The organism is uncultured Victivallis sp. (assembly GCA_944389935.1).
Taxonomy (GTDB): Bacteria; Verrucomicrobiota; Lentisphaeria; order Victivallales; family Victivallaceae; genus Victivallis.
Map to the genome: position 1 here is coordinate 123,176 of CALXOE010000003.1, position 21,741 is coordinate 144,916.

At 49.4% G+C, this 21,741-nt stretch carries 20 protein-coding genes and 1 pseudogene; 12 read left to right on the forward strand and 9 right to left on the reverse strand.

What is annotated here, in order from left to right; all coding sequences use genetic code 11:
- Positions 1-3: 3 nt before the first annotated feature.
- On the reverse strand, positions 4-924 hold the full coding sequence (locus Q0J85_RS01990; protein ID WP_294477753.1) for a LysR family transcriptional regulator: 921 nt from the start codon (positions 922-924) through the stop codon (positions 4-6).
- A gap of 213 nt (positions 925-1,137) precedes the next feature.
- Between Q0J85_RS01990 and Q0J85_RS01995 the strand changes: the two genes are divergently transcribed.
- From Q0J85_RS01995 to Q0J85_RS02025, 7 genes are read left to right on the forward strand one after another with little or no spacing between them, the layout of a single operon-like run.
- Positions 1,138-2,184, forward strand: coding sequence for a carboxymuconolactone decarboxylase family protein (locus tag Q0J85_RS01995; protein ID WP_294477755.1), 1,047 nt, complete (start codon positions 1,138-1,140; stop codon positions 2,182-2,184).
- Positions 2,181-2,450, forward strand: coding sequence for a hypothetical protein (locus tag Q0J85_RS02000; protein WP_294477756.1), 270 nt, complete (start codon positions 2,181-2,183; stop codon positions 2,448-2,450). The genes Q0J85_RS01995 and Q0J85_RS02000 overlap by 4 nt, the downstream gene beginning before the upstream one ends.
- 2 nt (positions 2,451-2,452) lie before the next feature.
- Positions 2,453-3,037, forward strand: coding sequence for a flavodoxin (locus Q0J85_RS02005; protein WP_294477758.1), 585 nt, complete (start codon positions 2,453-2,455; stop codon positions 3,035-3,037).
- Between the two features lie 10 nt (positions 3,038-3,047).
- On the forward strand, positions 3,048-3,674 hold the full coding sequence (locus Q0J85_RS02010; RefSeq protein ID WP_294477760.1) for an antibiotic biosynthesis monooxygenase: 627 nt from the start codon (positions 3,048-3,050) through the stop codon (positions 3,672-3,674).
- A 4-nt stretch (positions 3,675-3,678) separates the two neighbouring features.
- Positions 3,679-4,323: a flavodoxin family protein gene (locus tag Q0J85_RS02015; protein ID WP_294477762.1), complete on the forward strand. Its 645-nt coding sequence runs from the start codon at positions 3,679-3,681 to the stop codon at positions 4,321-4,323.
- A gap of 2 nt (positions 4,324-4,325) precedes the next feature.
- Positions 4,326-5,303: a DUF6282 family protein gene (locus Q0J85_RS02020; protein ID WP_294477763.1), complete on the forward strand. Its 978-nt coding sequence runs from the start codon at positions 4,326-4,328 to the stop codon at positions 5,301-5,303.
- 15 nt (positions 5,304-5,318) lie between these two features.
- Positions 5,319-6,605, forward strand: a complete 1,287-nt coding sequence (locus Q0J85_RS02025) for an aldo/keto reductase (protein WP_294477765.1) — start codon at positions 5,319-5,321, stop codon at positions 6,603-6,605.
- A 286-nt stretch (positions 6,606-6,891) separates the two neighbouring features.
- On the opposite strand, the gene Q0J85_RS02030 is transcribed toward Q0J85_RS02025, so the two are convergent.
- Both Q0J85_RS02030 and Q0J85_RS15415 read right to left on the reverse strand, forming a co-directional pair.
- Positions 6,892-7,326, reverse strand: a complete 435-nt coding sequence (locus Q0J85_RS02030; protein ID WP_294477767.1) for a tetratricopeptide repeat protein — start codon at positions 7,324-7,326, stop codon at positions 6,892-6,894.
- A gap of 58 nt (positions 7,327-7,384) precedes the next feature.
- Positions 7,385-7,822, reverse strand: a pseudogene (locus Q0J85_RS15415) (tetratricopeptide repeat protein); the annotation flags it as partial.
- Positions 7,823-8,354: 532 nt separating this feature from the next.
- Here Q0J85_RS15415 and Q0J85_RS02035 point away from each other — a divergent pair.
- Entirely contained in the window at positions 8,355-9,668 is a 1,314-nt protein-coding gene (locus tag Q0J85_RS02035) for a tyrosine-type recombinase/integrase (protein ID WP_294477768.1), read from the forward strand.
- A gap of 1 nt (position 9,669) precedes the next feature.
- On the opposite strand, the gene Q0J85_RS02040 is transcribed toward Q0J85_RS02035, so the two are convergent.
- From Q0J85_RS02040 to Q0J85_RS02065, 6 genes are all read right to left on the reverse strand, one after another.
- Positions 9,670-10,857, reverse strand: coding sequence for an ATP-binding protein (locus Q0J85_RS02040; protein WP_294477770.1), 1,188 nt, complete (start codon positions 10,855-10,857; stop codon positions 9,670-9,672).
- Between the two features lie 127 nt (positions 10,858-10,984).
- Complete coding sequence (locus tag Q0J85_RS02045) at positions 10,985-11,689, reverse strand: inovirus-type Gp2 protein (protein WP_294477772.1); 705 nt, start codon at positions 11,687-11,689, stop codon at positions 10,985-10,987.
- Between the two features lie 186 nt (positions 11,690-11,875).
- Positions 11,876-13,762, reverse strand: coding sequence for a hypothetical protein (locus tag Q0J85_RS02050; protein ID WP_294477774.1), 1,887 nt, complete (start codon positions 13,760-13,762; stop codon positions 11,876-11,878).
- A gap of 3 nt (positions 13,763-13,765) precedes the next feature.
- Positions 13,766-14,344 carry a hypothetical protein gene (locus tag Q0J85_RS02055; RefSeq protein WP_294477777.1) on the reverse strand — a complete coding sequence of 193 codons (579 nt, stop codon included), beginning with the start codon at positions 14,342-14,344 and terminating at the stop codon, positions 13,766-13,768.
- Positions 14,334-14,684, reverse strand: a complete 351-nt coding sequence (locus Q0J85_RS02060) for a helix-turn-helix domain-containing protein (protein WP_294477778.1) — start codon at positions 14,682-14,684, stop codon at positions 14,334-14,336. Before Q0J85_RS02060 ends, Q0J85_RS02055 begins: the two co-directional genes overlap by 11 nt.
- Before the next feature lie 368 nt (positions 14,685-15,052).
- Positions 15,053-16,099, reverse strand: a complete 1,047-nt coding sequence (locus tag Q0J85_RS02065) for a hypothetical protein (protein ID WP_294477781.1) — start codon at positions 16,097-16,099, stop codon at positions 15,053-15,055.
- Positions 16,100-16,199: 100 nt separating this feature from the next.
- Here Q0J85_RS02065 and Q0J85_RS02070 point away from each other — a divergent pair, with 100 nt between their 5' ends.
- From Q0J85_RS02070 to Q0J85_RS02085, 4 genes are read left to right on the forward strand one after another with little or no spacing between them, the layout of a single operon-like run.
- Complete coding sequence (locus Q0J85_RS02070) at positions 16,200-16,619, forward strand: hypothetical protein (RefSeq protein ID WP_294477783.1); 420 nt, start codon at positions 16,200-16,202, stop codon at positions 16,617-16,619.
- The gene (locus tag Q0J85_RS02075) at positions 16,589-18,586 is read left to right on the forward strand and encodes a class I SAM-dependent DNA methyltransferase (protein WP_294477785.1); all 1,998 of its coding nucleotides are present in this window, start codon (positions 16,589-16,591) and stop codon (positions 18,584-18,586) included. The genes Q0J85_RS02070 and Q0J85_RS02075 overlap by 31 nt, the downstream gene beginning before the upstream one ends.
- The gene (locus Q0J85_RS02080) at positions 18,583-19,962 is read left to right on the forward strand and encodes a restriction endonuclease subunit S (protein ID WP_294477786.1); all 1,380 of its coding nucleotides are present in this window, start codon (positions 18,583-18,585) and stop codon (positions 19,960-19,962) included. The genes Q0J85_RS02075 and Q0J85_RS02080 overlap by 4 nt, the downstream gene beginning before the upstream one ends.
- The gene (locus Q0J85_RS02085) at positions 19,955-21,685 is read left to right on the forward strand and encodes an ATP-dependent endonuclease (protein WP_294477788.1); all 1,731 of its coding nucleotides are present in this window, start codon (positions 19,955-19,957) and stop codon (positions 21,683-21,685) included. The genes Q0J85_RS02080 and Q0J85_RS02085 overlap by 8 nt, the downstream gene beginning before the upstream one ends.
- Positions 21,686-21,741: the final 56 nt, after the last annotated feature.

A 21,741-nucleotide genomic window follows, 5' to 3' on the forward strand; every position in this document is an offset into this window, starting at 1 on the left:
CGATCACATTCGCTGCCGCAGATCGACTTCCGACTCGGAGAAGCGCTCCAGAAGCCGCTCCCGGAAGAGTTCTGCGGCTTTGGAAAAAATCTGATATTTCTTCCAGACGATGTTCAACCCGGACTCCAGTTTCGGTTCCAGCGGGCGGAAGCAGAGTTCACGGTTTCCGAGGGTGTCGATCAGTCCGCCGAGCGCGAGCGCATACCCGATCCCAGACTCGACCATCAGCGCGGCGTTGTAAATGAGGTTGTAGGTCGCAACGATGTCGAGCTTTTCAAAACTTTTCCCGAACCATTCGGAATAGGCGTTCTTCACGGAGCTTTGCCGAATGTTGATTCGCGAACAGATCAGAGGAAGATCCAGGAGATCCCGAAGCGTGATTGCCGATTTTTCCGCAAGAAGAGAATCTTTCCGCATGACGACTCCCCAGACATCGCGAATGGGCAGCGCGACGGAATCGTACTTTGAAATATCCACCGGCTGGATCAGGATGCCGAAGTCGAGAATCCCTTTGTCGAGACGCTCCATGACATCCTCGGCGTTGCCGCTGTAAAGGTTGTAGCGGATATCGGGATACTCTTTCTGCAATTCTCCGATCGTATCGGCAATGAGGCGCATGGCTTTTGACTCTCCTCCGCCGATGTGGACGCTGCCGCCGATGTTTTCCCCCATCGTGTTGAAATCATTTTCGGTCCGGTTGACGATCTCCAGAATCTCTTCCGCGCGTTTTCGCAGAAAACGTCCTTCCGGCGTCAGAGTGATGGTGCGGTTGCTGCGAATGAAAAGCTGCTGACCGAGTTCCTCTTCCAGATCCTGCAGCTGACGCGACAACGTCGGCTGGGTCACGTGCAGGAATTTTGCCGCCCCGACGATCGTCCCCTCGCGCGCGACCGCGAGAAAATAACGCAACACCCTGATTTCCAAAATGCACCTCCATGTATTTCCCTGTGCCAACATAGCATGAAATTCCATGCCTGTCAAGCATGGATATGTATAAAAAATAAGTATTTGTTATTTGCGGAAAAACCGATATACTATATTGAAGAAAACAAGAACGGAGGATGGGCAGAATCAATCGAATTGCGGATTTCCGTCGGTGATTCAAGTCGGAAAACAAACGGAAAGGAGAGATGAAGGATGCGTAAACTGTTTTTAGCCGGAATGATCTTTGCCCTGTTTTGTTCGGTCAATCAACTGGAGGCGAATGAGGATATGAAACCATTGAATGAAAAAGAAGAAAAACTCGTTGAAATTTCCATGTACACAGCGCGCGGAAAAATGCCGGAGCTCAAGCAGGCTCTGACCGCCGGACTGGAATCCGGATTGACCGTGAACGAAATCAAAGAGGTTCTCGTCCAGCTGTATGCCTACTGCGGATTCCCGCGCAGTTTGAATGCGCTTGGAAACTTCATGACGCTGCTGAACGAGCGCGAAGCGGCGGGAATCAGGGATGATGCGGGGAAACTCCCGGGGCCGCTGCCGGAGGGGAGAAGCATCGACTTCGGAACGGCCAATCAGACGAAACTCTGCGGCGCGCCGGTCAAGGGGGCGCTCTTCGATTTCGCTCCGGCGATCGATGAATTTCTGAAAGCGCACCTCTTCGGTGACATCTTCGGGCGGGACAATCTCGACTGGCGGACCAGGGAACTCGCCACCATCGCCGCCCTCGCTGCGATGGACGGCGTCGAAAGTCAACTTGCCTCGCATATTGCCATCGGCAAGCACAATGGCGTGACCGATGCGCAGGTCAACTGGATTCTCGAAAATGTGAAAAGCAACACGCTGAGCCATTTCCCGCGCGGCGACGAAAATACCGCCTATGCAAAATATTTCATCGGAAAATCCTATCTCGCGCCGCTCACGAAAGACAAGCGACTCAACGTCCCTGTCTCGAATGTCACTTTCGAGCCCGGCTGCCGCAATAACTGGCACCGGCATACGGGCGGACAGCTGCTGATCGCGGTCGGCGGTGTCGGCTTCTATCAGGAGCGGGGAAAAGAGGCCCGGAAACTTCTGCCCGGAGACGTGGTGGAGATTCCGCCGGATGTCGAACACTGGCACGGGGCCGCGCCCGACAGCTGGTTTTCGCACCTCGCGATCGAGTGCAATCCGGGAACCAACAAAAATACCTGGCTGGAACCGGTTTCGGATGCGGATTACAACAAGGCGACTTCAGGCAAATGAGACCGACGATGGATTCGGAACACATGGAACAGGAAAAGAACATTTCACTGATCCGCAATCTCAGGGATGCTGGATGCCGTAAGCCGCTGATCGATAAGATTCTTGCCCTGCATGAAAACGGCAATTTCCGGGAGGAGCTGCGACTTCTGGCCGCTCAGCGCTCCGGGTTGCTGGAGAAAGTTCATGCCGCGCAGAAACAGGTCGATTGTCTGGATTATTTCATCTTCCATATGCAGCAGGAACACATAACCAATTCAGGGAGGTAACCATGAAAAAGAGAACGATGGCGATGATGATGGCGGCTTCTTTCTTCGGAGCGGCCGGTTGTTCGGCGGAAAACGCAAAAATTCAGAAAGTGGAAACGGAGCCGGAGAAAGTGCTGGTCGCCTATTATTCGTGGAGCGGGAATACCCGTTTCGCGGCGGAACAGATTCAGAAGCTGACCGGGGGAACGCTTTTTGAAATCAAACCGGTTCAGGCCTATCCCGCCGATTACAGCGCATGTGTCGATCAGGCGAAACAGGAGTGTCGCGACGAGTTCAAGCCCGAACTTGCGACGAAAGTCGATAATTTGGCGAAATACGACGTCATCTTCGTCGGCACGCCGAACTGGTGGAGTACGATGGCGCCGCCGGTGAGAAGTTTCCTTTCGTCCTATGATTTCAGCGGCAAGACGGTGATCCCTTTCGTCACGCACGGCGGCGGTGGAATGGCCGGCTGTGAACGGGATATGCGGAAAATCTGTCCGAAAGCAGCGTTCGGAAAAGGCGGTGCATTTTCCGGAAGAGGCGTCAGAAATGCGGAAGAGGCCTTGCGCAAATGGGTCGATGAGGTCGTAACCGTCAGAAAATAAAGGATTCCGCATGATGAGAGTTCCGGGAAAAACCGCACTTTTTCTGGCGATGGCGTTTGCGGGTCTTTCCCACGCCGCCGAGGAGTTCACATACGATCCTGAATCGCTGATCGTCGCGGCGGAGTGCGACCTCCTGTACGATCAGGGCAAGGCGTTTGCGGAACGTCTGAAAAAGGACGGCGTTCCGGTGACGCACCGGACGCTTCCCGGAACGCTTCATGCGTTCATGACCTATCCGGGCATGGAGGAGGCGTACCGGGAGGGAGGGCGCCTCGCGACGGAGTTTCTGAATAGAAAGGAGGATCGGATGAAAAACCAGATTACGCCGGAGAGCATCGTGCGGATCTCGCGGATCGAAGTTGATCCCGCACAGCTCCCGGAATATCTCGCTCTCGTGACCGAATGCGGGCGTGAATCCATGGCGAAAGAGCCGGGCGTCTACATGATGTATTCGATGCAGGAGAAGGCACATCCGGAACGGATCACGATCCTCGAGATCTACGCGGATCGCGCCGCCTATGACCATCATATTCAAACGCCGCATTTTCAAAAGTACAAGCAGAAAACGCTGAAAATGGTCAAACAGCTGGATCTGCTCGATCAGAATCCGCTCGTCCCGGAAATGAGGATGAAGTAACTCCATGAACAGACGCGAATTCCTGAAAACATCGTTGACGGCAACGGCAGTTCTCGCCGGAAGCGTCATTCTTGGCGGAACTCTGGTACATGCCGCGGCAAACTCGAAAGGTGGAAAAATGAAAATTCTGGTCATTACGGGAAGTCCCCGGAAAAATGGAAATTCCAATACGCTCGCGGAACATTTCATCCGCGGCGCGAAAGAGGCCGGACATGAAATCGTCCGTTTTGATGCCGCGTTCAAGGATGTTCATCCCTGCATTGCATGCAACAAATGCGGCATGAACGGCGAATGTGTGTTCAAGGACGATTTTGAATTTGTCCGGAAACATATCGTTGATGCCGGGATGGTGGTATTCGCCACGCCGATGTATTACTTCGGCATTTCTGCGCAGATCAAGGCGGTGATCGACCGTTTCTACGCGATCAACGGCTCGATCCATGTGCCGAAAAAGGCCGCTCTGCTGATGACTTATGCCGACAACAACAAACGCAAGGAAAAAGCAATCACCGATCATTACGAGATCCTGCTGGATTATCTCGGCTGGAGCGACGTCGGGAAAGTCATCGCGCCTGGAGTCTGGCCGGTCGGCGCGGTCAATCATACAAAATTTCCGGAACAGGCGTATCTGCTGGGGAAGAGCGTGTAACCATGAACCGACGCGATTTCATCAAGACGCTCGGCGTCCCTGGAAGGGTGATGCTGGTCGGCGGGGCGGCCGGGGCTCCCGTCCGGGATGAAATGGAAGTCCGGCAGGAAAGTTCCGCCGACCCTCTGCTTGCCGGAGTCTGTGACATTCACATTCATTGTCTGCCGGACACCCGGGCCCGTTGTATCGACGAGCTGACGCTCGCCCGACAGGCGAAAGTGGCCGGATACCGGGCGCTGATGTACAAATCCAACGACTGGAGCTGTCACGGCCGCGCTTATCTGATCCGGCAGGCTCTGCCGGAGTTCGAGGTGTTCGGAAGTCTCTGCATGAACTGCGTTCATGGCGACAAGGTTAACGTCTTTGCCGCGGAACAGGCGATCAAAACCACCGGCTCACTCTGTCGCTGCATCTGGATGCCGACGCTCGCCGCCGCCTATCAGCACCAGTGCGACAAACTCCCGGGGCCGGGTATTCCGGTTCTTGACCCGCAGGGAAATGTTCTTCCTGAAGTCGTCCGGGTGATGGAACTCTGCGCCGAAGCGGACATCATTTTTGCATCCGGACACAGTGCGCCGCAGGAAAGCCTGATTCTGGCACGGAAGGCAAAGGAGATCGGGGTGAAGAAATTCGTCGTCACCCACGTCAATTCGCTGATCTGGAAGCTGACGCGCGACCAGATTCTGCAGGCGGTCGATCTCGGCGCGTTTGTGGAGTATTGCTATCTGCCGCGCCTCTGGGGGCCGGGAAGCGGGAATCCGCAATTCGAACGGCAAAGTCACGAGGAGTTTCTGACTTATGTACGGACAATTCCGGAACGCAGTTTTATTTCGACCGATCTCGGTCAGCAGGGCAATCCGAATCCAATTACTGGAATGCGCACCTGTATCCGCGAGCTGTCCGGGGCAGAAATTCCACAAAGAGATATTGATCTTCTGGTACGGACCAATCCCGCACACCTGATCGGACTTGACAAATGAAATGGAGGCAATGACATGAATAGACGTGATTTTCTCAAATCGGCGGCGCTGGTCACGGCCGCCGGAGCCATGTTCGGCAAAGGATCGGTTTTGAGGGCGGCGGAACCTGCCGCAGTGAAACCGACAGGGCCGGTTTTGAATTTCAATCCGCAGATGCAGTATCGCCCGATGGGACGAACGGGGGTGAATGTTTCCGCGCTCGGGTTCGGGCTGCTGCGGCTGCCGATGCTCGCGGACGGAAAAACTGTGAACTCCGATCTGAGCGTCGCGATGATTCACCGTGCGATCGAGGGCGGTGTCAACTACATCGACACCGGGCGCGTCTATCTCGGCGGACAGAGCGAGGCGGTTGCCGGAAGAGCGCTGAAAGGAAATTGGCGCGAGCGGGTTTACGTCACCTCCAAATCTCCGTGGTGGATGATGGAAAAGCCGGAGGACTTTGAGAAGTTCTTCGACGAGTCCCGCCGGACAATGGGGTGTGACGTCATTGATTTTTATCACATTCACATGATTATGCATCGCGGCTGGAAAGAGAAGGTGATCCCGTTCAAGCTGATCGACAAGATCATGAAGCTCAAGGAACAGGGGAAAATCCGCTTTGCGGGTTTCTCGTTTCATGATCGTCTTCAGCTCTTCAAGGAGGTGGTGGAATCCGCCCCCTGGGATTTCTGCCTGATCCAGCATAACTATCTGGATTACGAATATGAAGCTGGCTGTCTCGGGCCGAAATATGCCGCGGCCAACGGGATGGGACTTGCCGTGATGAAACCGGTACGGACGGGATTTCTTGCGAATCTGCCGCCGTCCATGCGCGCGGCGCTCCGCTCGACCGGGATCGAGAAGCCGGATACCGAATGGGCGCTCGATTACCTCTGGGATATTCCGGAGGTCAGCGTCGCGGTCAGCGGCATGGGAGCAATGGCGGATGTCGAGGCAAATCTGCGTTATGCCGCAAAAGCGAAGCCGAATATGCTCACTCCGGATGAACGCAAGGCGCTCGGCGCGGCGATTCAGGCTTACCGGAACACCCCGGGACATATCGACTGCACCGGCTGTTATCAGTGCATTCCGTGTCCGCACAACGTGGCAATCGGTTACATCTTCGCCTATGTTTATAACAATTATCTGGTGCACAGGAACAAAAAACGGGCGATTTCCGACTATACGGTCGCGATGTCGCCGATTCAGCGCGGAGCGCCCGCCTCGGCGTGCGTGAACTGCGGTGCGTGTCTCGCGAAGTGCCCGCAGAAACTCAACATTCCGGAGCTTCTGAAACGTGTCAGCAATGCTCTCGAATCCTGATTCCGGACGAAGTACGGATACGTCATTACGTTTGATAGTCGCGGAGAGAACCGCAAATAAGTTCGTGCGCCACCAGCGTTGCAGTAACAATGGGTCGATCCGCGGCATTGGATAAATTCCTGCCGGATGATAAAAAATGTGCCGGTTGTTGAATTGGTAATGTCCGGCAAACATTCCGATGTTGATCTGAAGAGATTTTCGGGAGGAGGGGGCTTTGTTCCCCATGGATTTCCCTATGTCCCCGGGTGGCGAATCGGACACAACTGATAAAAAAAGCAGCAAAAAATTATTCTTTATATTTGCTTAGTTCCTGAATCGCCGATTGTTCTCCCGCTGCGGCGGCTTTCTTCAAATAGTACAACATTTTATTGAAATTTTTTTCAACCCCGATTCCATCGCGATAACATATCGCCAATTCATATTGAGCGTCATAGTTATCTTCCTCTGCCGTCTCGGTCAGATATTGAATCGCCAGGGGAATTTTGTCCTTGAATTCAGCATTGCGTATATAGATTTGAGCCAGAGAAATTTTTGCACTGGTCACACTGTAAGGATCTGAAAGCAATGCTTTTCGATACCAAACTTCTGCTTCTTGTACATTTGGGGCCACGCCGATTCCATCGAGATAGCAGTCGGCGAGTTCTATATATGCCTCGGCGACATTTGCTTCCGAAAGTTTTTTTGAAAATCTGAAACGCTTCTCCGTCTCTTTCTGCATCATGATAAGCCAAATAACAAATCGCCAGAGAATACCAGCCCTGAGATACGTTTTGATCTGCTGCCTTTTTGGCCCAGAATACTGCCTTGTCTAAATTTCGAGGGATGGAATAACCTTCCAAATACATAACCGACAACCCGGTTTGAGCAAAAGGGTCGCCGGCATTCGCTCCTTTCAAATAGTATTGAAACGCCTTTTCATAATCGATTTCTACACCTTTCCCATACAGGAATGCATCGCCCAGAAAAGCGGCCGCCTGAGCATTCCCTTTTTCCGCAGCAAGCTTAAAATTAAAAACAGCCAGGGCGTAATCTTGTTTTTTGCCATCCCCGAACCAATATTGCTGTCCCAGATCGAGAAATACTGCTCCTTTTTCAAATGCATTGATTTTTGTAACGGAATTCACAACGGGAGGATATATGATAAAGAGAGTTCCTCCCAAAACAATGATTACAAATATAAAGCAAAATATTGTTTTTGTCCTGCAATCTGTTTTCATTGTTCTCTCTGGTTTGATATTGTTGTCACGTACGGGGAAATGCTGTAAAAACACAGAAAATACGTTTCCTCCAGGGTGATAAATTGACAGTCAACAAGGGTAAGATAGCATGAGAAATCTTGATTGCAACTCGCATCAGCCCTGAAACCTTTAAAGGAGTGAAAAGAAGTGATTCATCTGAAGTTTTTGTCGAGAACCGAAGTCTCGAGTCCCCCGGAGTCACTCCTGCGAAATGAATCCGGGGCGTCCCGGTGAAAAATCAATTTTCTCAGGTGATTTGACGGCGGAAAAATTACGTAAAAAAGAACGGGAACCCGAGTTTGAGCTCAGATTCCCGGAATTTCGGCATAAAAATGGTCGGGATAGAGAGATTTGAACTCTCGACCTTTTGACCCCCAGTCAAATGTTCTTAAGCTCAAAAATACCGATTTTTTAATGAAATGTGGCAGAAATGTGGCATTTCGATGTTGACGCCACTCCGGAAAAGTGCTACATTAGGTACCAAGAGGAAGCAATCCGAAAGGTGTTTTTCATGAGTGTGGCGAAACGGAAAACCAGCGGTGGCGAGACGGACGAGTACCACTACGATTTTTCCCAGAACGGAAAACGTTACCGGGGCGTCTGCGAAGGCTGTACCACCCGGACCGCAGCACTTGGTTATGAGAAAACTTTACGGGAAAAAGTCAAAGCTCTTTCCGAACAGAAAAGCGTCGGTGCCCTCGTCGAAAACTTCAAACGGGAATTGACCGGCGGGGATAAGATTACTCTGGACGCCGCCTTTGAACTGTATCTTGCCAAGCCTAAACAGCCGAGCGCTCAGCAACAGCAGATCAACCGGAGTCAGTGGAATGATTTTGTCGCTTTCATGCATGCGACCTACCCGGCGATCGAACAGCTCGACTGTGTCAGCCGCCTTCATGCGGAATCCTATATCCGGCAGCTCCGCGAGAAAGGACGTTTTGTCCGTACCATCCGGTATCAGAGAGTGATTCAAGGGAAGAGAGTCGAACACAGCTACGAGGCGCAGAGCCGTCTTTCCGGGCGAACCGTCAACGCATTTCACAAAACCTTGAAATCGGTCTTTTCCAAACTTCAGGAGGAGGCGGGAATTCTTTACAATCCTTTTGAATTCGACATGATGGATAATGATTCGGAAAGCCGGGATGCCTTTACGCCTGCAGAGTTGAAGTTGATCAGCGACAACCTTGACCCGTTTGTCCGTCCGCTGTTTCTGATCGGCATCTGCACCGGGCTTTCAGAGGGAGATATCTGCACGTTGCGCTGGAGTGAAATCCGGGATGAGCGGTGGATCATTCGACGGCGGCGCAAAACCGGTGCGGCGTTGGAAATCCCGATCCTGCCTCCACTGGCGAATTTTCTGCGCGAACAGAAGCCGCTCTCTGCCGGCAGTGAATATATTTTGCCGGAACATGCTGCAATGTACGCCAGCAACCCGAGCGGTATCTCCTACCGGGTCAAAAGCTTTCTGGAAGGCCTGGGGATTCAGACTACCCGAACCGGTCGCAACCGTGGCCGGGCGACCAGTGTGAAGGATGTGCATTCGCTGCGCCACACGTTCGCCTATCTGGCCGGTTGCTATCAGATTCCACTGCCGGTGGTTCAGTCGATTCTCGGGCACATGAGTCCGGAAATGACCCGGCACTATCAGGCGCACGCCGACCGCGAAGCAAATGAAAAGTATCTTGCTAAATTGCCGACATTGATCGGTGGAACATCTGAAATCCCTGCTCTGGAACTCTCCCGGCAGGAGGTGATCCGACAGATTCAGACGCTCTCCCCGGAACAGCTGAACGCGGTCGCCGAATTCATCCGTTCCCTGAAGTGAGTCAGGCGGAAGGATGCTCCTGTGCGGCGTCGCGCAGAATCACGTTCGCCGTCTCTTTGAAGTTGACCGCAGCGGGGGAGCCGGAGCGTTTCAAATCTCCGGCATAGATCACCGTTCCCTTTCGGATTTTCGTCTCCCGTTCGCAGAAACTCTTCAAGTTGGCGGCGTACCCGGCCGACCAGGTGCGTCCGGCTTTGATCTCATACGGGAAGATTTTCCGATTGTCGGCCAGCAGGAGATCGATTTCAAACCCCCGCTGATCGCGGAAGAAATAGAGATCGGGCTGATTCCCGGAGTTCAATCGTGCCTTCATCGCTTCAACAATAACCATGTTCTCGAAGAGATTGCCGAGCAGCGGATCGCGACCGACCATATCGGCGGATTTGATGCCGAGCAGCCAGGCTGCCAGCCCCACTTCAGTAAAGTAAATTTTGGGACTTTTGATCAGCCGTTTCCCGAAGTTCTCAAAATATGGCTGCAGCCGGAAGATGATGAAGCTCGCCTCCAGCACATTCAGCCACTCATTCAGCGTCGTCGCGCTGATTCCCACGTCGTCGGAGAGACTGCTCAAGTTCAGCAGCTGTCCGGTTCGTCCGGCCAGCAACCGCACAAAGACCTCAAATTCATGCTGGTGCTGCAAATGAATGAGCTGGCGGACATCCCGTTCCACGTAGGTGGCGAAATAGTTGCTGTACTCCAGTTCCGGATCCGCATCGGGACGGGCATGCAGCTTGGGTAGAAAGCCGCGGTGGATATACGCATCGCGATCCATGGAAATCCCGGCCTTGGAGAGTTCCGCAATCGAAAGCGGCAGCAGTTGAAGAATGGCGGTACGCCCGGCCAGAGACTGGCTGACTTCAGCTTTCAGTTTCGGCTGATGACTGCCGGTGAGGACGTACTGCCCCATCCGCCCCGCCTCGTCGGAACGCACCTGAATGTAGCTCAGCAACTCCGGCACCCGCTGCACCTCGTCGATGATGAGCGGAGCCGGATGGTCCCCCAGAAAGCCCTTGGGGTCCTCCTGTGCATAAGCCCGGGTTTCCGGTTCCTCCAGATTCACATAGTCAAACTCTTTAAAATAGTTCCGTGCCAGCGTCGTCTTGCCGGACTGTCGCGGCCCTGTGATCGTAATAACCGGAAACTGCGCAGCCAGTCGACGCAACTGAGGTTCGATTGCTCTGGGTATCATGTCTGCCTCTCCCTTATTCTATCCTGCATGAATAATATATCAGGTTTTGTGATAAATTCAAATGTAAACTTGTAAATTTACACATTAAATCTTATAACTTTATATATTAAAGAAAGATAATTTGATTTTACATTGAGCCAATGAAACTACCGGACGAGGCATTGGCTCTGCGTTCCGCCCAGTAGCGTTTCAAGGTCATGGTTCGGTTGTAGTCTTTGTAAAACTGAGAAGCGAAGAACTTCCTGATGGATGAATCGGTCACATCGTTTTCATCGACCTTTCCAAGATAGGAAAGTTGCCGGATCGTTTCCTTCTTCTGCTCCCAGACGTCCAGACTGTTGCGATTGATCATCCGGCCGTTGGAACGGTGAGAACCATCCGGCGCTCTGTTGCAGGGATAAACCAGAGCTTTTTCCTGTACTTCCGATAGTGGAATCTGCAACTGTTCCGCCCAATGTTTTTCAAGTGTGGATCGCAGGTCGGGGATGGAACGTTTTTTATTTCCATTGAGGACAAGCCCTACATGATAGTGCGGATTGCAACTGCTCTGCTGTTCTCTTCTGGCAACATATTGCGGATCATATTTCTTTTGACTGAAATCTCGACAAACCGCCTGCATGGCAGCAGAAAAGTCACGGTTGGTACCATCCGCTTCATATCCCTGCGGATAACGCAGATCAAATCTTGCCACAAGTACCTTGGAATGTCTCTCCGTCATCGTACTCACCAGATCGACAATCGTCCTGATGTAGTTATATGAGAATTCACGTGGAACATTACAGAGGGGATGTCCTTCAAATTGATTATCAACAAAAGTTTTCTTTCTTGGCATACTCAGATTCCCTTTCTTTCTCTGATTTGTTTGAATGTTCTTCTGATCAATATTTTCATTTGATGAGTGTAACATCTTTATGAGTGTATTATCATAAATCCTACCTCTTCTGAAATGAAAACACGCAGTGACACCTCGCCGGAGTTACGATTTTCTTCTCATAGAATGGTGGCGGAAAATGTTGACTTAGATCCCGGATTGGAAATAGGGTTTCAACAATTCGTTTTGTTCCCCGGAATCGGCTTGTCGCAGATCGTTTGCCAGTGTTCGCTGAAAATCCTCAACGCCGTTCTCCGGGAGCTCCTTCTGCAGATCCGGTTGCACATTTGCAATTTCCTTATCACTTAACTTGACCACTGCGGAAAGAGTCCCTGTCGGATCAATGGAAAAGCGAAGGCCAAATTTTTCCGTCCGGTTGACCAGATAAAAAACCTTTTTCCCGCACGAATGCCGTATTTGAAAAAAATATGTCTTTGTCGCCACTCGCTGCAGGAAGGAATTGCTGCCGCCTGCTTCCGAGAGCACAATGACACCGATCCCATGATCCACACAATATTTGATTACGCCTTCGCACCTCCGGGAATCCCTCGTTATCTCTGTTGAAGCAAGAATAACGATTGAGGCTTTGGCACTTGCACGCTCCAACTCATCCTGGGCGAGGTTGCCGGTTTGCCATGAGAGATTCGGATCCCAGATGCCTTGATTTCGACAACGGGTCAGGTTATATTTGTCTGCGAAAACAACGATCTGCATATGGGCGCTGACCGCGTTCCAGTGTCCATTCCAACAGCCGTTTCTCAACGCTGCGGCTAGATGAAGAATGATTTCCGGTGCAAGCGCTCCGGCGAGATGGACAACTTCATCTGTGTTCAACGTACCGGGAATGAGCATTTCAGGAGAGCTCATCATCCACTCGGTCAGGTCTCCCCGATACTCGCTTGACAGTTCCGGTGGGATTTGTAATTGCCACTGGGCAAGATGGTGGCGAAACTCCCCCATAGACAACTTTATACACTCACATCCACACAGCAGTGTCAATGAAAACGGAATGTTTTCCCGTCGAAGTCGGGCAGCAAATCGCATCGCGAACTCCCAACCGCTTTTTCCCTGCTTATTCAGTATGGTAATATCAACAGTCTGATTCAGCAGCGGATCCAGATCGCAGATTTCCACCGCAGCGGCACCTCCGGGATAACAGAGCCATAGATCATCACAGATCAGCCCCTTGAGCGGCAGAGACAATGTTACATGGACTGTTCCGGAGCTTCCCAGTCCTCGGCGGATTGGAAAGAGGGCATCTTCGGATAACCAGAACCCCCGTCGCAACCCCAGAAATCCATTCCTTCTTAAGAACGTAACAGGCAAAACGATGGCACGACCATTATCAAATACTTTCCATTCATACAGAGCTCTTTGTACTCCATCAGCATCGTATACGTTCTCCATAAACCACGCAGGCTCTTCCTTGAACAATAGGGTTTTGTCCTCATGCCAGAAGCTGCCGTTGCTTATACGGTTACGTCCCTGCCAGCTTCCACCAAGTTGAAATTTTTTACACAAAGTTCGGGCCCGCTCAAGCTCCGCCGGTTTCACTCCTCCCAAGTATTGCGGATATGGATTCACTGCGGCGGCGTTCAAGATCGCCATCCTCAAGTACTGGAACAACGTGCACCAGAGAGGAAGCTCGTTGGCGGGGGCCAGTCTTCCATCTGGTTGAAGATAATCAATCTGCGGTTCTCCAAGAGCAAGACGGTTAATATCACCAATGAGCTTTGATTGGAAAATAAAGCTGTTTCCCACCGGCAGATGAAGCCGGAAACACCCGCCCTGCGATACCCAACAGAAGCCGGAATACTCCCACAGCAAAGAACCTTCTCCATGAAGTCTCCCGTTTTCTGCCTCATCACAAAGAGCCTGGTCCGCCTGGGAACATGTGATCACTTGTTCTGCATCTTCCAGTGCGACAATGAAAAAATCATTTTCTGATATTTTGTCACTCCTTCGTGGAGAAAGATTGGTAATATTGTAGCTTACAGGAGCCAATATTTGAGTATGGGATGTCTGGACCAACATGATTTACTCCTCTTGTTTTTTGGTTGAAATGGCCTTTCGATGACCGATATATTCTTGAATTTCATGACCAGGATTCCACGTGTTGTTCAAAATGATTTGCAGTATCGGAAGCAGTTCATCTCGCAGTTTCCACCTTCCCCGAACGAGGCGGGCGAGGACTTCAATGCTCAGTATAACCAGAAATGGCTCCTGATAACAGGGCAGATTATGACTGTTTTCCAACGACTTCAGGGCGGTTCCCGGGCGCATGTCATCTCCATAAAAGGGAACGCAATATTCGGCACATTGCATCAATTCGCGTTCGAGCAGAAAATGTTTCATCGGAATCAACCTTAGAACACGGCAGACTAGATTCTGCCTGGTAAGCTCCTGCGACAAGCCTGAGTATGCTTGGCACACCTCTCCGCACAGCTGCCCGATAATCTCCTCCGGCAGTGGCAGGGGAAATGGAGACAACCCGATACGGATAATTTCTTGCTCATCAAACCACCATCCCAGCCGTCCGGCCAGCAGGCGGACGACGGGAATGACAGATTTCTGAATAGCTTCCAGCCTCTTTTCAAGATTTTCTTCACTTGGCACGGTAACCTCCTCTGACTGATGGTGCATAATCTCGACGGATGCGTTTCTTCCGAACGACTCGGCTGCGCAGAAATTTCTCAAGGCTAGCTCTTGAAATTAATACCGCGCCGGGGCGACTGTCATTGAGCTTACTTTTTTCGATCAACCCTGAGGCACACCAGTTGTCGATGGTGTCGGTGCTTACCGAGGCGTATTCTGCCGCAGCCTTTCGTGACAACCACGGACTTAGCGGAGGCTTCTCTTGGAGCTCTACCTTTTGCCGGCTTTCCAGCCATTCAACTAATTCCTTCGGTGGAACGTCAATCGTGCGGGCGATCAACTCTATCACTGTGTTCTCCATAGCATTCTCCTTTCTGGTTAACGGAGCTTTTCTACGGATAATATATATTGATATTTTAATTATGCAAGTGCATATTACTAAATATGTTACAATAAATAATCACGCATTAATATGTTGTGATTATTCAGATAATAGAAATTCTATGTTCTGGCAATGGCTCGATTTTTCGGAGAGAAGTATTGTATCTGGAGTAATTGAGGTTGACAACCTCATATCCTCAACGAAAAGAATCGTATGATCATACCCGTCCCCAATAATTGCATGGGGAAGCCGAGAAAAGTGATTGTATGGGAGAAAATACCAGCAAAGAAATAAACAGTGAGTTAATGATAAATCAGAGGCAAAGATTGTTAGGCTCCAGCGAGAGTCTAAACGGAAATTTTAGATTCATTTGCCAGTTTTTTCAGCAACTGAGGTTCATCTAACGCGACATAGACATCTATTGCATTTTGCTGGTCACGGATAGAGAGCTTCTTTTCAGTACGACTCGAACGTGAACATAAATTTTGAAGAGTTCGATAACTGGTAATTCGCAAATTCTTCAAGTATTCTTCGTTGGACTTGAAGTAGGAAATACAGGCATCTTTTTTACTCATGCCGTTTTTTTTAGCGTTTACCGAATTATTAATTTCACTAATCAGTTTTTTGATTTCCTTCTGACGGTTTTGATTTCTTTTATTATGCGACAGCTGAATACGCTTACGACGTTTTAATTCATCTTTATTTGGAGTAAGCAGTTGATCGAATTTGTTCAATTCATGATAAAATTCAATATAGCTGTCTCTGAATGCAGCTTTTTTTTGAGCTTCTTCTTGAGCTTCCTTTTCGTCTGTTTCATCGTCGGAAAAGCTGAAAGAAAAGTGTGATAGATCAACTTGCAGCAGAAGTGAGGAAAATACTCCCAAATCATAAAGGAAATCCGTCGAGAAACTTCTTGTCGGTGCAGCACAGTAGTTGATTAGCGAGTACAAAATTTCAGTACGGAACAATGAAGGTACATTGGGCTGTCTGAGAACATTGATGATTGTCAAAATCTGGTGAACCGGTCGAAAGCGTTCGTAGAAAAGAGCAATATCATAAGGAGTTGTAAAAAGACACTTCGTTTTTTCAGATAATTTGACTTCTTCTGGAAGTTCCGCAAAGAATTTTTTTATACCAGGCAATAATGATTCGCCCCGCGCTCTTTTCTTCTCAACGTACCTGTCTGGGTAATCGAAAAATAACTGATCAAGTTCACTATAAATTTCATCAAGCTTCTCTAAAATATTTTTTTCATATTCACAGACTGAGGTCTTTTGTTCAATTGCGTTTTTTATCTTTACTATGGCGGCACAAGAATCACTAATTTCAGGAATAATACTCCAACTTGCCAGAAATGCCAATCGTCGATAAGTATGTGGAGTCAAACGCATCATTGTATCTCGTACTTAAATAGAACAGCTTATTTAAACTCGAAAATACTATATCCTCCCCGTCACTAATTGCAAGCGTCGAATTTGATTTCTTCCAGAGGTTGTGAAAAAATTCCGTAAACGACCACAAGCGATACCCCATCTCAAGTCTGTTTCGGAGAATAAAGACAAGTCCACTACCGGCTGCGAAACCGGTAGTGGACTTGATGGTCAGCCCTGCAAATCATATTTCCCGAACAATGTCCAGGGGAAACACTCCTGGGCTCTGCATGGTTTCATAATTGACTTTTCGGCGATTCATGCCGGTAAAAAAGCCTCCGGACCGGAGAAATTCATTGAAAAAAAGTTCATAAAATGCTATTTTAGTGAAGAAGATACAGAAACAACAGAATTTTCCGGAGGAGGACGATTTGAGCGACGCAAAGGGAGCGGTGATGCTTCAGCCCTCCGTCGCTTTATCCGGGTTCGGGAAACGGGCAGAGAACGGCGAAAATGGATCAACTGCAATTCAACTCTATCGTAAGTTTTATCTGGGGCATCGCGGATGACTGTCTCCGGGACGTTTATGTGCGCGGCAAATACCGCGATGTGATTCTGCCGATGACGGTAATTCGGCGGCTGGACGCGGTGCTGGAAAAAAGCAAGCCGGACGTTCTGGCGATGAAGGCGAAACTTGACGCGGCGAAGTTCGCCAATCAGACTCCCGCGCTCTGCAAGGTGGCCGGGCAGTCGTTCTGCAACAGCTCGCCTTTCATGCTCAAAGACCTGACCTCCCGGGCGAAGTCCCAGCAGTTGAAAGCGGATTTCATCGCTTATCTTGATGGATTTTCCCCCAACGTGCAGGAGATTCTGGATAAGTTCAAGTTCCGCAACCAGATCGACACCATGACCGAGGCCGGGATTCTCGGTGCGGTGATCGAGAAGTTCGTGGCCCCCACTGTGAATCTCAGTCCGGAACCGGTTCTGGACGACTGGGGCAACGTGCGGCTGCCGGGACTCGACAACCACACGATGGGGACGATTTTCGAGGAGTTGATCCGCCGTTTCAACGAAGAGAACAACGAGGAGGCGGGGGAACACTTCACCCCGCGTGACGTGATTGAACTCATGGCCGATCTCGTGTTTCTGCCGATTGCGGACCAGATCAAGGACGCCACCTACTCCTGTTACGACGGGGCGAGCGGCACCGGCGGCATGCTGACGGTTGCGCAGAAGCGGTTGAACGAGCTGGCAGCCCAGAACGGCAAGACCGTGTCGATTCACCTCTTCGGGCAGGAGGTCAACCCGGAGACTTACGCCATCACCAAGTCGGACATGCTGATCTCCGGAGAGGGTGAGGAGTCGGAACACATCGGTTACGGATCGACGCTTTCCAACGACCGGTTTCCGACGTATCGATTCGACTTCATGCTCTCGAATCCGCCGTACGGGAAGTCGTGGAAGACCGACGCGGAGAAACTCGGCGGCAAATCGGAGATCATTGATCCGCGTTTCGTGGTGAATTTTGCCGACGATGCGGAGTTTGCGATGATTCCGCGCAGCAGCGACGGGCAGCTGCTGTTTCTGCTGAACAACATTGCCAAGATGAAGGAGACCACCGAACTCGGCAGCCGGATTGCGGAAGTTCACAATGGTTCGTCGCTCTTCACGGGGGATGCCGGTTCGGGGGAGAGCAATGCGCGGCGTTACATGATTGAGCGCGATCTGGTGGAGGCGATCATTGCGCTTCCGGAGAACACCTTTTACAATACGGGAATCGGGACGTTCATCTGGATTCTGTCGAACCGGAAAGCGCCGGAGCGGCGCGGGAGGATTCAGCTGATCGACGCGACGGAGTTGAAGGTGCCGTTGCGGAAGAATCTCGGGAAGAAGAACTGTGAATTTTCCGAAGAGAACCGCCGCCGCATTGCGGAGATGTTTCTAACGATGGAGGAGTCGGAACACAGCAAGGTGTTCGACAACTCCGAATTCGGGTACTGGCTGATTACGGTGGAGCGTCCGCTGCGGCTCCGGATCGATCCGAAGCGGGAGATCCCGGAGACGGTGCTCAAGGCGGCCGACCGGGCGGCGTGGGAGAAGGCGCGTGCCGCGCTGCCGGCGGATGTGCCGCTGGATGACTGGACGGCGTTTGCCCGGGCGACCGGGCTCAAGGCGGGGCTGTTGAAGAAACTGCGCCCCTTCATCACGGAGAAGGATGAGAGTGCCAGACCGGTGGAGGGGGAAGCGGACGCGGAGCTGCGGGATACCGAGCGGGTTCCGTTCCGGTATGAGGGAGGAATTCCGGCCTTTTTCGAGAAAGAGGTGCTGCCGTTTGTGCCGGATGCGTGGATTGACGAGAGCAAGACGGAGATCGGCTACGAACTTTCGTTCACGAAATACTTCTACAAGCCGTTGCAGCTTCGCCCGCTGGAGGAGATCACGGCGGAACTGCGGAAACTGGAGGAGGAGACTGCCGGACTGCTCGATGAGATTCTGGGAGGGGGGCGATGAAACCCTATCCCGAATACAAGCCGATCGGCCTCGCCTGGCTCCCGGAAATTCCGAGGCACTGGACTACTCGAAAAATAAAATACATTTTTCGGGAACGCTCAGAGAAAGGATACCCGGATGAGCCATTGTTAGCTGCGACTCAAAACCATGGTGTAATACCGAAAAGTCTTTATGGGGCTAGAACTGTCGAAGCCCAAAAAGATCTTCATCTTTTAAAATTAGTACGCGTGGGAGATTTTGTAATCAGTCTTCGTTCCTTTCAAGGTGGGATCGAATACGCTTATTATCAAGGAATCATCAGCCCTGCTTACACTATTATGATTCCGGATTCTTGTTTAATCGATTCCGGATATTTCAGGTACCTGGCGAAATCGCCCAATTTTATTGCTTTGTTACAAACCTGTGTGACTGGCATTAGAGAAGGTCAAAATATTGATTACTCGACCTTGAGAAGACACAGTTTACCCTTGCCTCCCGCCGACGAGCAGGCGCAGATCGTCCGCTATCTGGATTCGATGACGGCGAAGATCAACAAATTGATCCGTGCCAAGAAGAGGCAGATTGCGCTTTTGCAGGAACAGAAACAGGCGATCATCAATCAGGCCGTGACCCGCGGACTGGATCCCGACGTAGAACTGAAGGATTCCGGTATCGACTGGCTCGGCCCAATCCCGAAACACTGGAAAACTTGTCGCTGTAGATATCTATTTAAGGAAAAGAACAATCGTTCAGAAACGGGGAATGAGGTTCATCTCTCCATGAGTCAACGTCATGGTTTAATTCCTGATTCAAAGCTTGCTGAACGATGTATATTATCGGAAACTTATGTCGGCGGAAAGCTGTGTCTCAAAGATGATCTTGTTTTAAATAGGTTAAAAGCTCATCTTGGAGTTTTTTCTCTTGCTCAACAGTCAGGCGTGGTCAGTCCTGACTATACTGTTTTACAAGTATACAAGTCAAAAATATTACCACAATATTCTGAGCTTGTTTTAAAATCACAGAGTTGTCGCCGAGAACTACAATTAAGAGTAAGAGGAATTGTTGAAGGTTTTTGGCGTCTCTATACCGATGATTTCAATGAAATCAGTTTACCATTGCCTTCTTTGAGAGAACAACAAAAGATTCTCGCCTCGATTCTTGATAAATCTGAAAAAATTAACTTAATTATACAACAGGGAAGAGAAAAAATTAGTCTTTTAACTGAATATAAAAATGCGCTCATTGCCGCAGTTGTTACAGGAAAAGTTGACGTTCGGAACATCGCCGTGGAGGCAGTCTCCCCAGAAGACCTCGCCCCCTCCGGCGATCCGGATGAAAGCGAGGAGCAGGATTCCACAATTCCCGAAGATAGCGAGGAAAGAAAAAAATATGTTTGATGCAGTAGATGAAAAACAACAACATCAAGTTTCACATCCAGATGTTTATATTTCCGAATTGACTTTTAACAATGCTGTGTCGATTCCCATCAAACAGGATGATATTGTTGTGTTTGTCGGATCAAACAATGTAGGGAAAAGTCAATGTCTTCGAGATATTTGGAATATATCGAAAGATTTTTCTCAAGGGATAGTAGTAAATAACATTAGCGTGTTTAAGGATGCTAAAAGTGACTTAAAATCTTATATGAGCAGCATAGCAACCTTTAAACGTCAGAATAACGTCAATGTTTATCTAGGTTTAAATTTTTCTATAGGCGAGAGTTTATTTAGGACTTTTTTGCAAAATATAAAATGCTACTCTGCCTTCAGAGAAGTTTTTATATGTTTTTTGAAAACTGATAATCGCTTATCAGTCTGTACCCCGCCGGAAATTATTGATAGAACAACTCCACCGACGCATCCTATTCACGTAATTTCCCGTAATGCTTCATTTCGAAAAAAAATTACTGCGTATTTTGCGAAAGCCTTTAATTGCTCAATCTTTCCCAATACACAACATGGAAAAACAATTCCTTTGTGTTTGGGAGAAATTCCAGAGATGAACGAAATTTCTGCAGATGATGCCCAAGACTTCGTTGAAAAGTATGCTCAACAACTTGAACAATATCCTGTTTTGCATGACCAAGGTGACGGGATGCGAAGTTTTTCCGGTATTTTATTGTATTTATCGGTGGATCATTTTCGTACTTTTTTAATGGATGAGCCAGAAGCATTTCTACATCCACCTCAAGCAGTTATTATGGGAAGGATTATTGCAGAATCACTTTCAAATAACCAGCAAGCTTTCATATCAACTCATAGTCAGCATTTAATAAAAGGGCTTTTGGCAGAAGCCCCTGAGCGAGTAAAAATCATTCGAATTACTAGAAATGGAAATCATAATAATGTTTCTGTTTTAGACAATGCAAAAATCCGTGAATTATGGAGTGATCCGTTATTGAAACACTCAGAAATTATGGATGGGATGTTCTACAATAACGTAGTTGTATGTGAGAGTGACGCGGATTGTCGATTCTATTCAATCATTAATTCCTTCCTCAAAGAGAAGAATAATTCTTATCCAGAATCTCTATTTGTTCATTGTGGCGGCAAGCATCGTATGGCAAAAGTCGTAGCTGCATTGAAATCGCTGAATATTGAATTTAAAGTAATTCCCGATATTGATATTCTTAATGAGGAGTGTGTAATTTGCGATCTGGTGAAAGAATCAGGCGGAGACTGGGAAAGCTTGCGAAGTAGTTATCGCATTCTCATTTCAAATATAGAAAATGTTAGTAATTTATCAGGAAAGCAAATCATTGAAAAAATTCGAGAGGAAATTGGAAGTGAAGACAATGATCCTCTTCCCAAAGAAAAATTGAAAAAAATTCAAAAAATTGCAGTACCAAAGAGCCGGTGGGATGGAATAAAACATGCTGGAATAGCAGGAGTCCCTCGCGGGCAGGCGTATGAGGCGTTATCAACAATATTGTCTGAACTTGAAAAAATTAATATTTTTATTGTTCCCTGTGGAGAATTGGAGTGTTTTGTAAAATCTGCAAGTGGGCACGGGCCAGAATGGGTAAATAATGTTCTTGAAAAGTATCCAGATTTGGATGATTCTGTTTTTAACTCCGTAAAAGAATTTATTTTATCGTGGAAAATCACAGCCATCCCATAGGAAAAGAAAAAGTTGAAAGATGATGGTTCTGGATGCAACTTATATTTCAGCAAAAA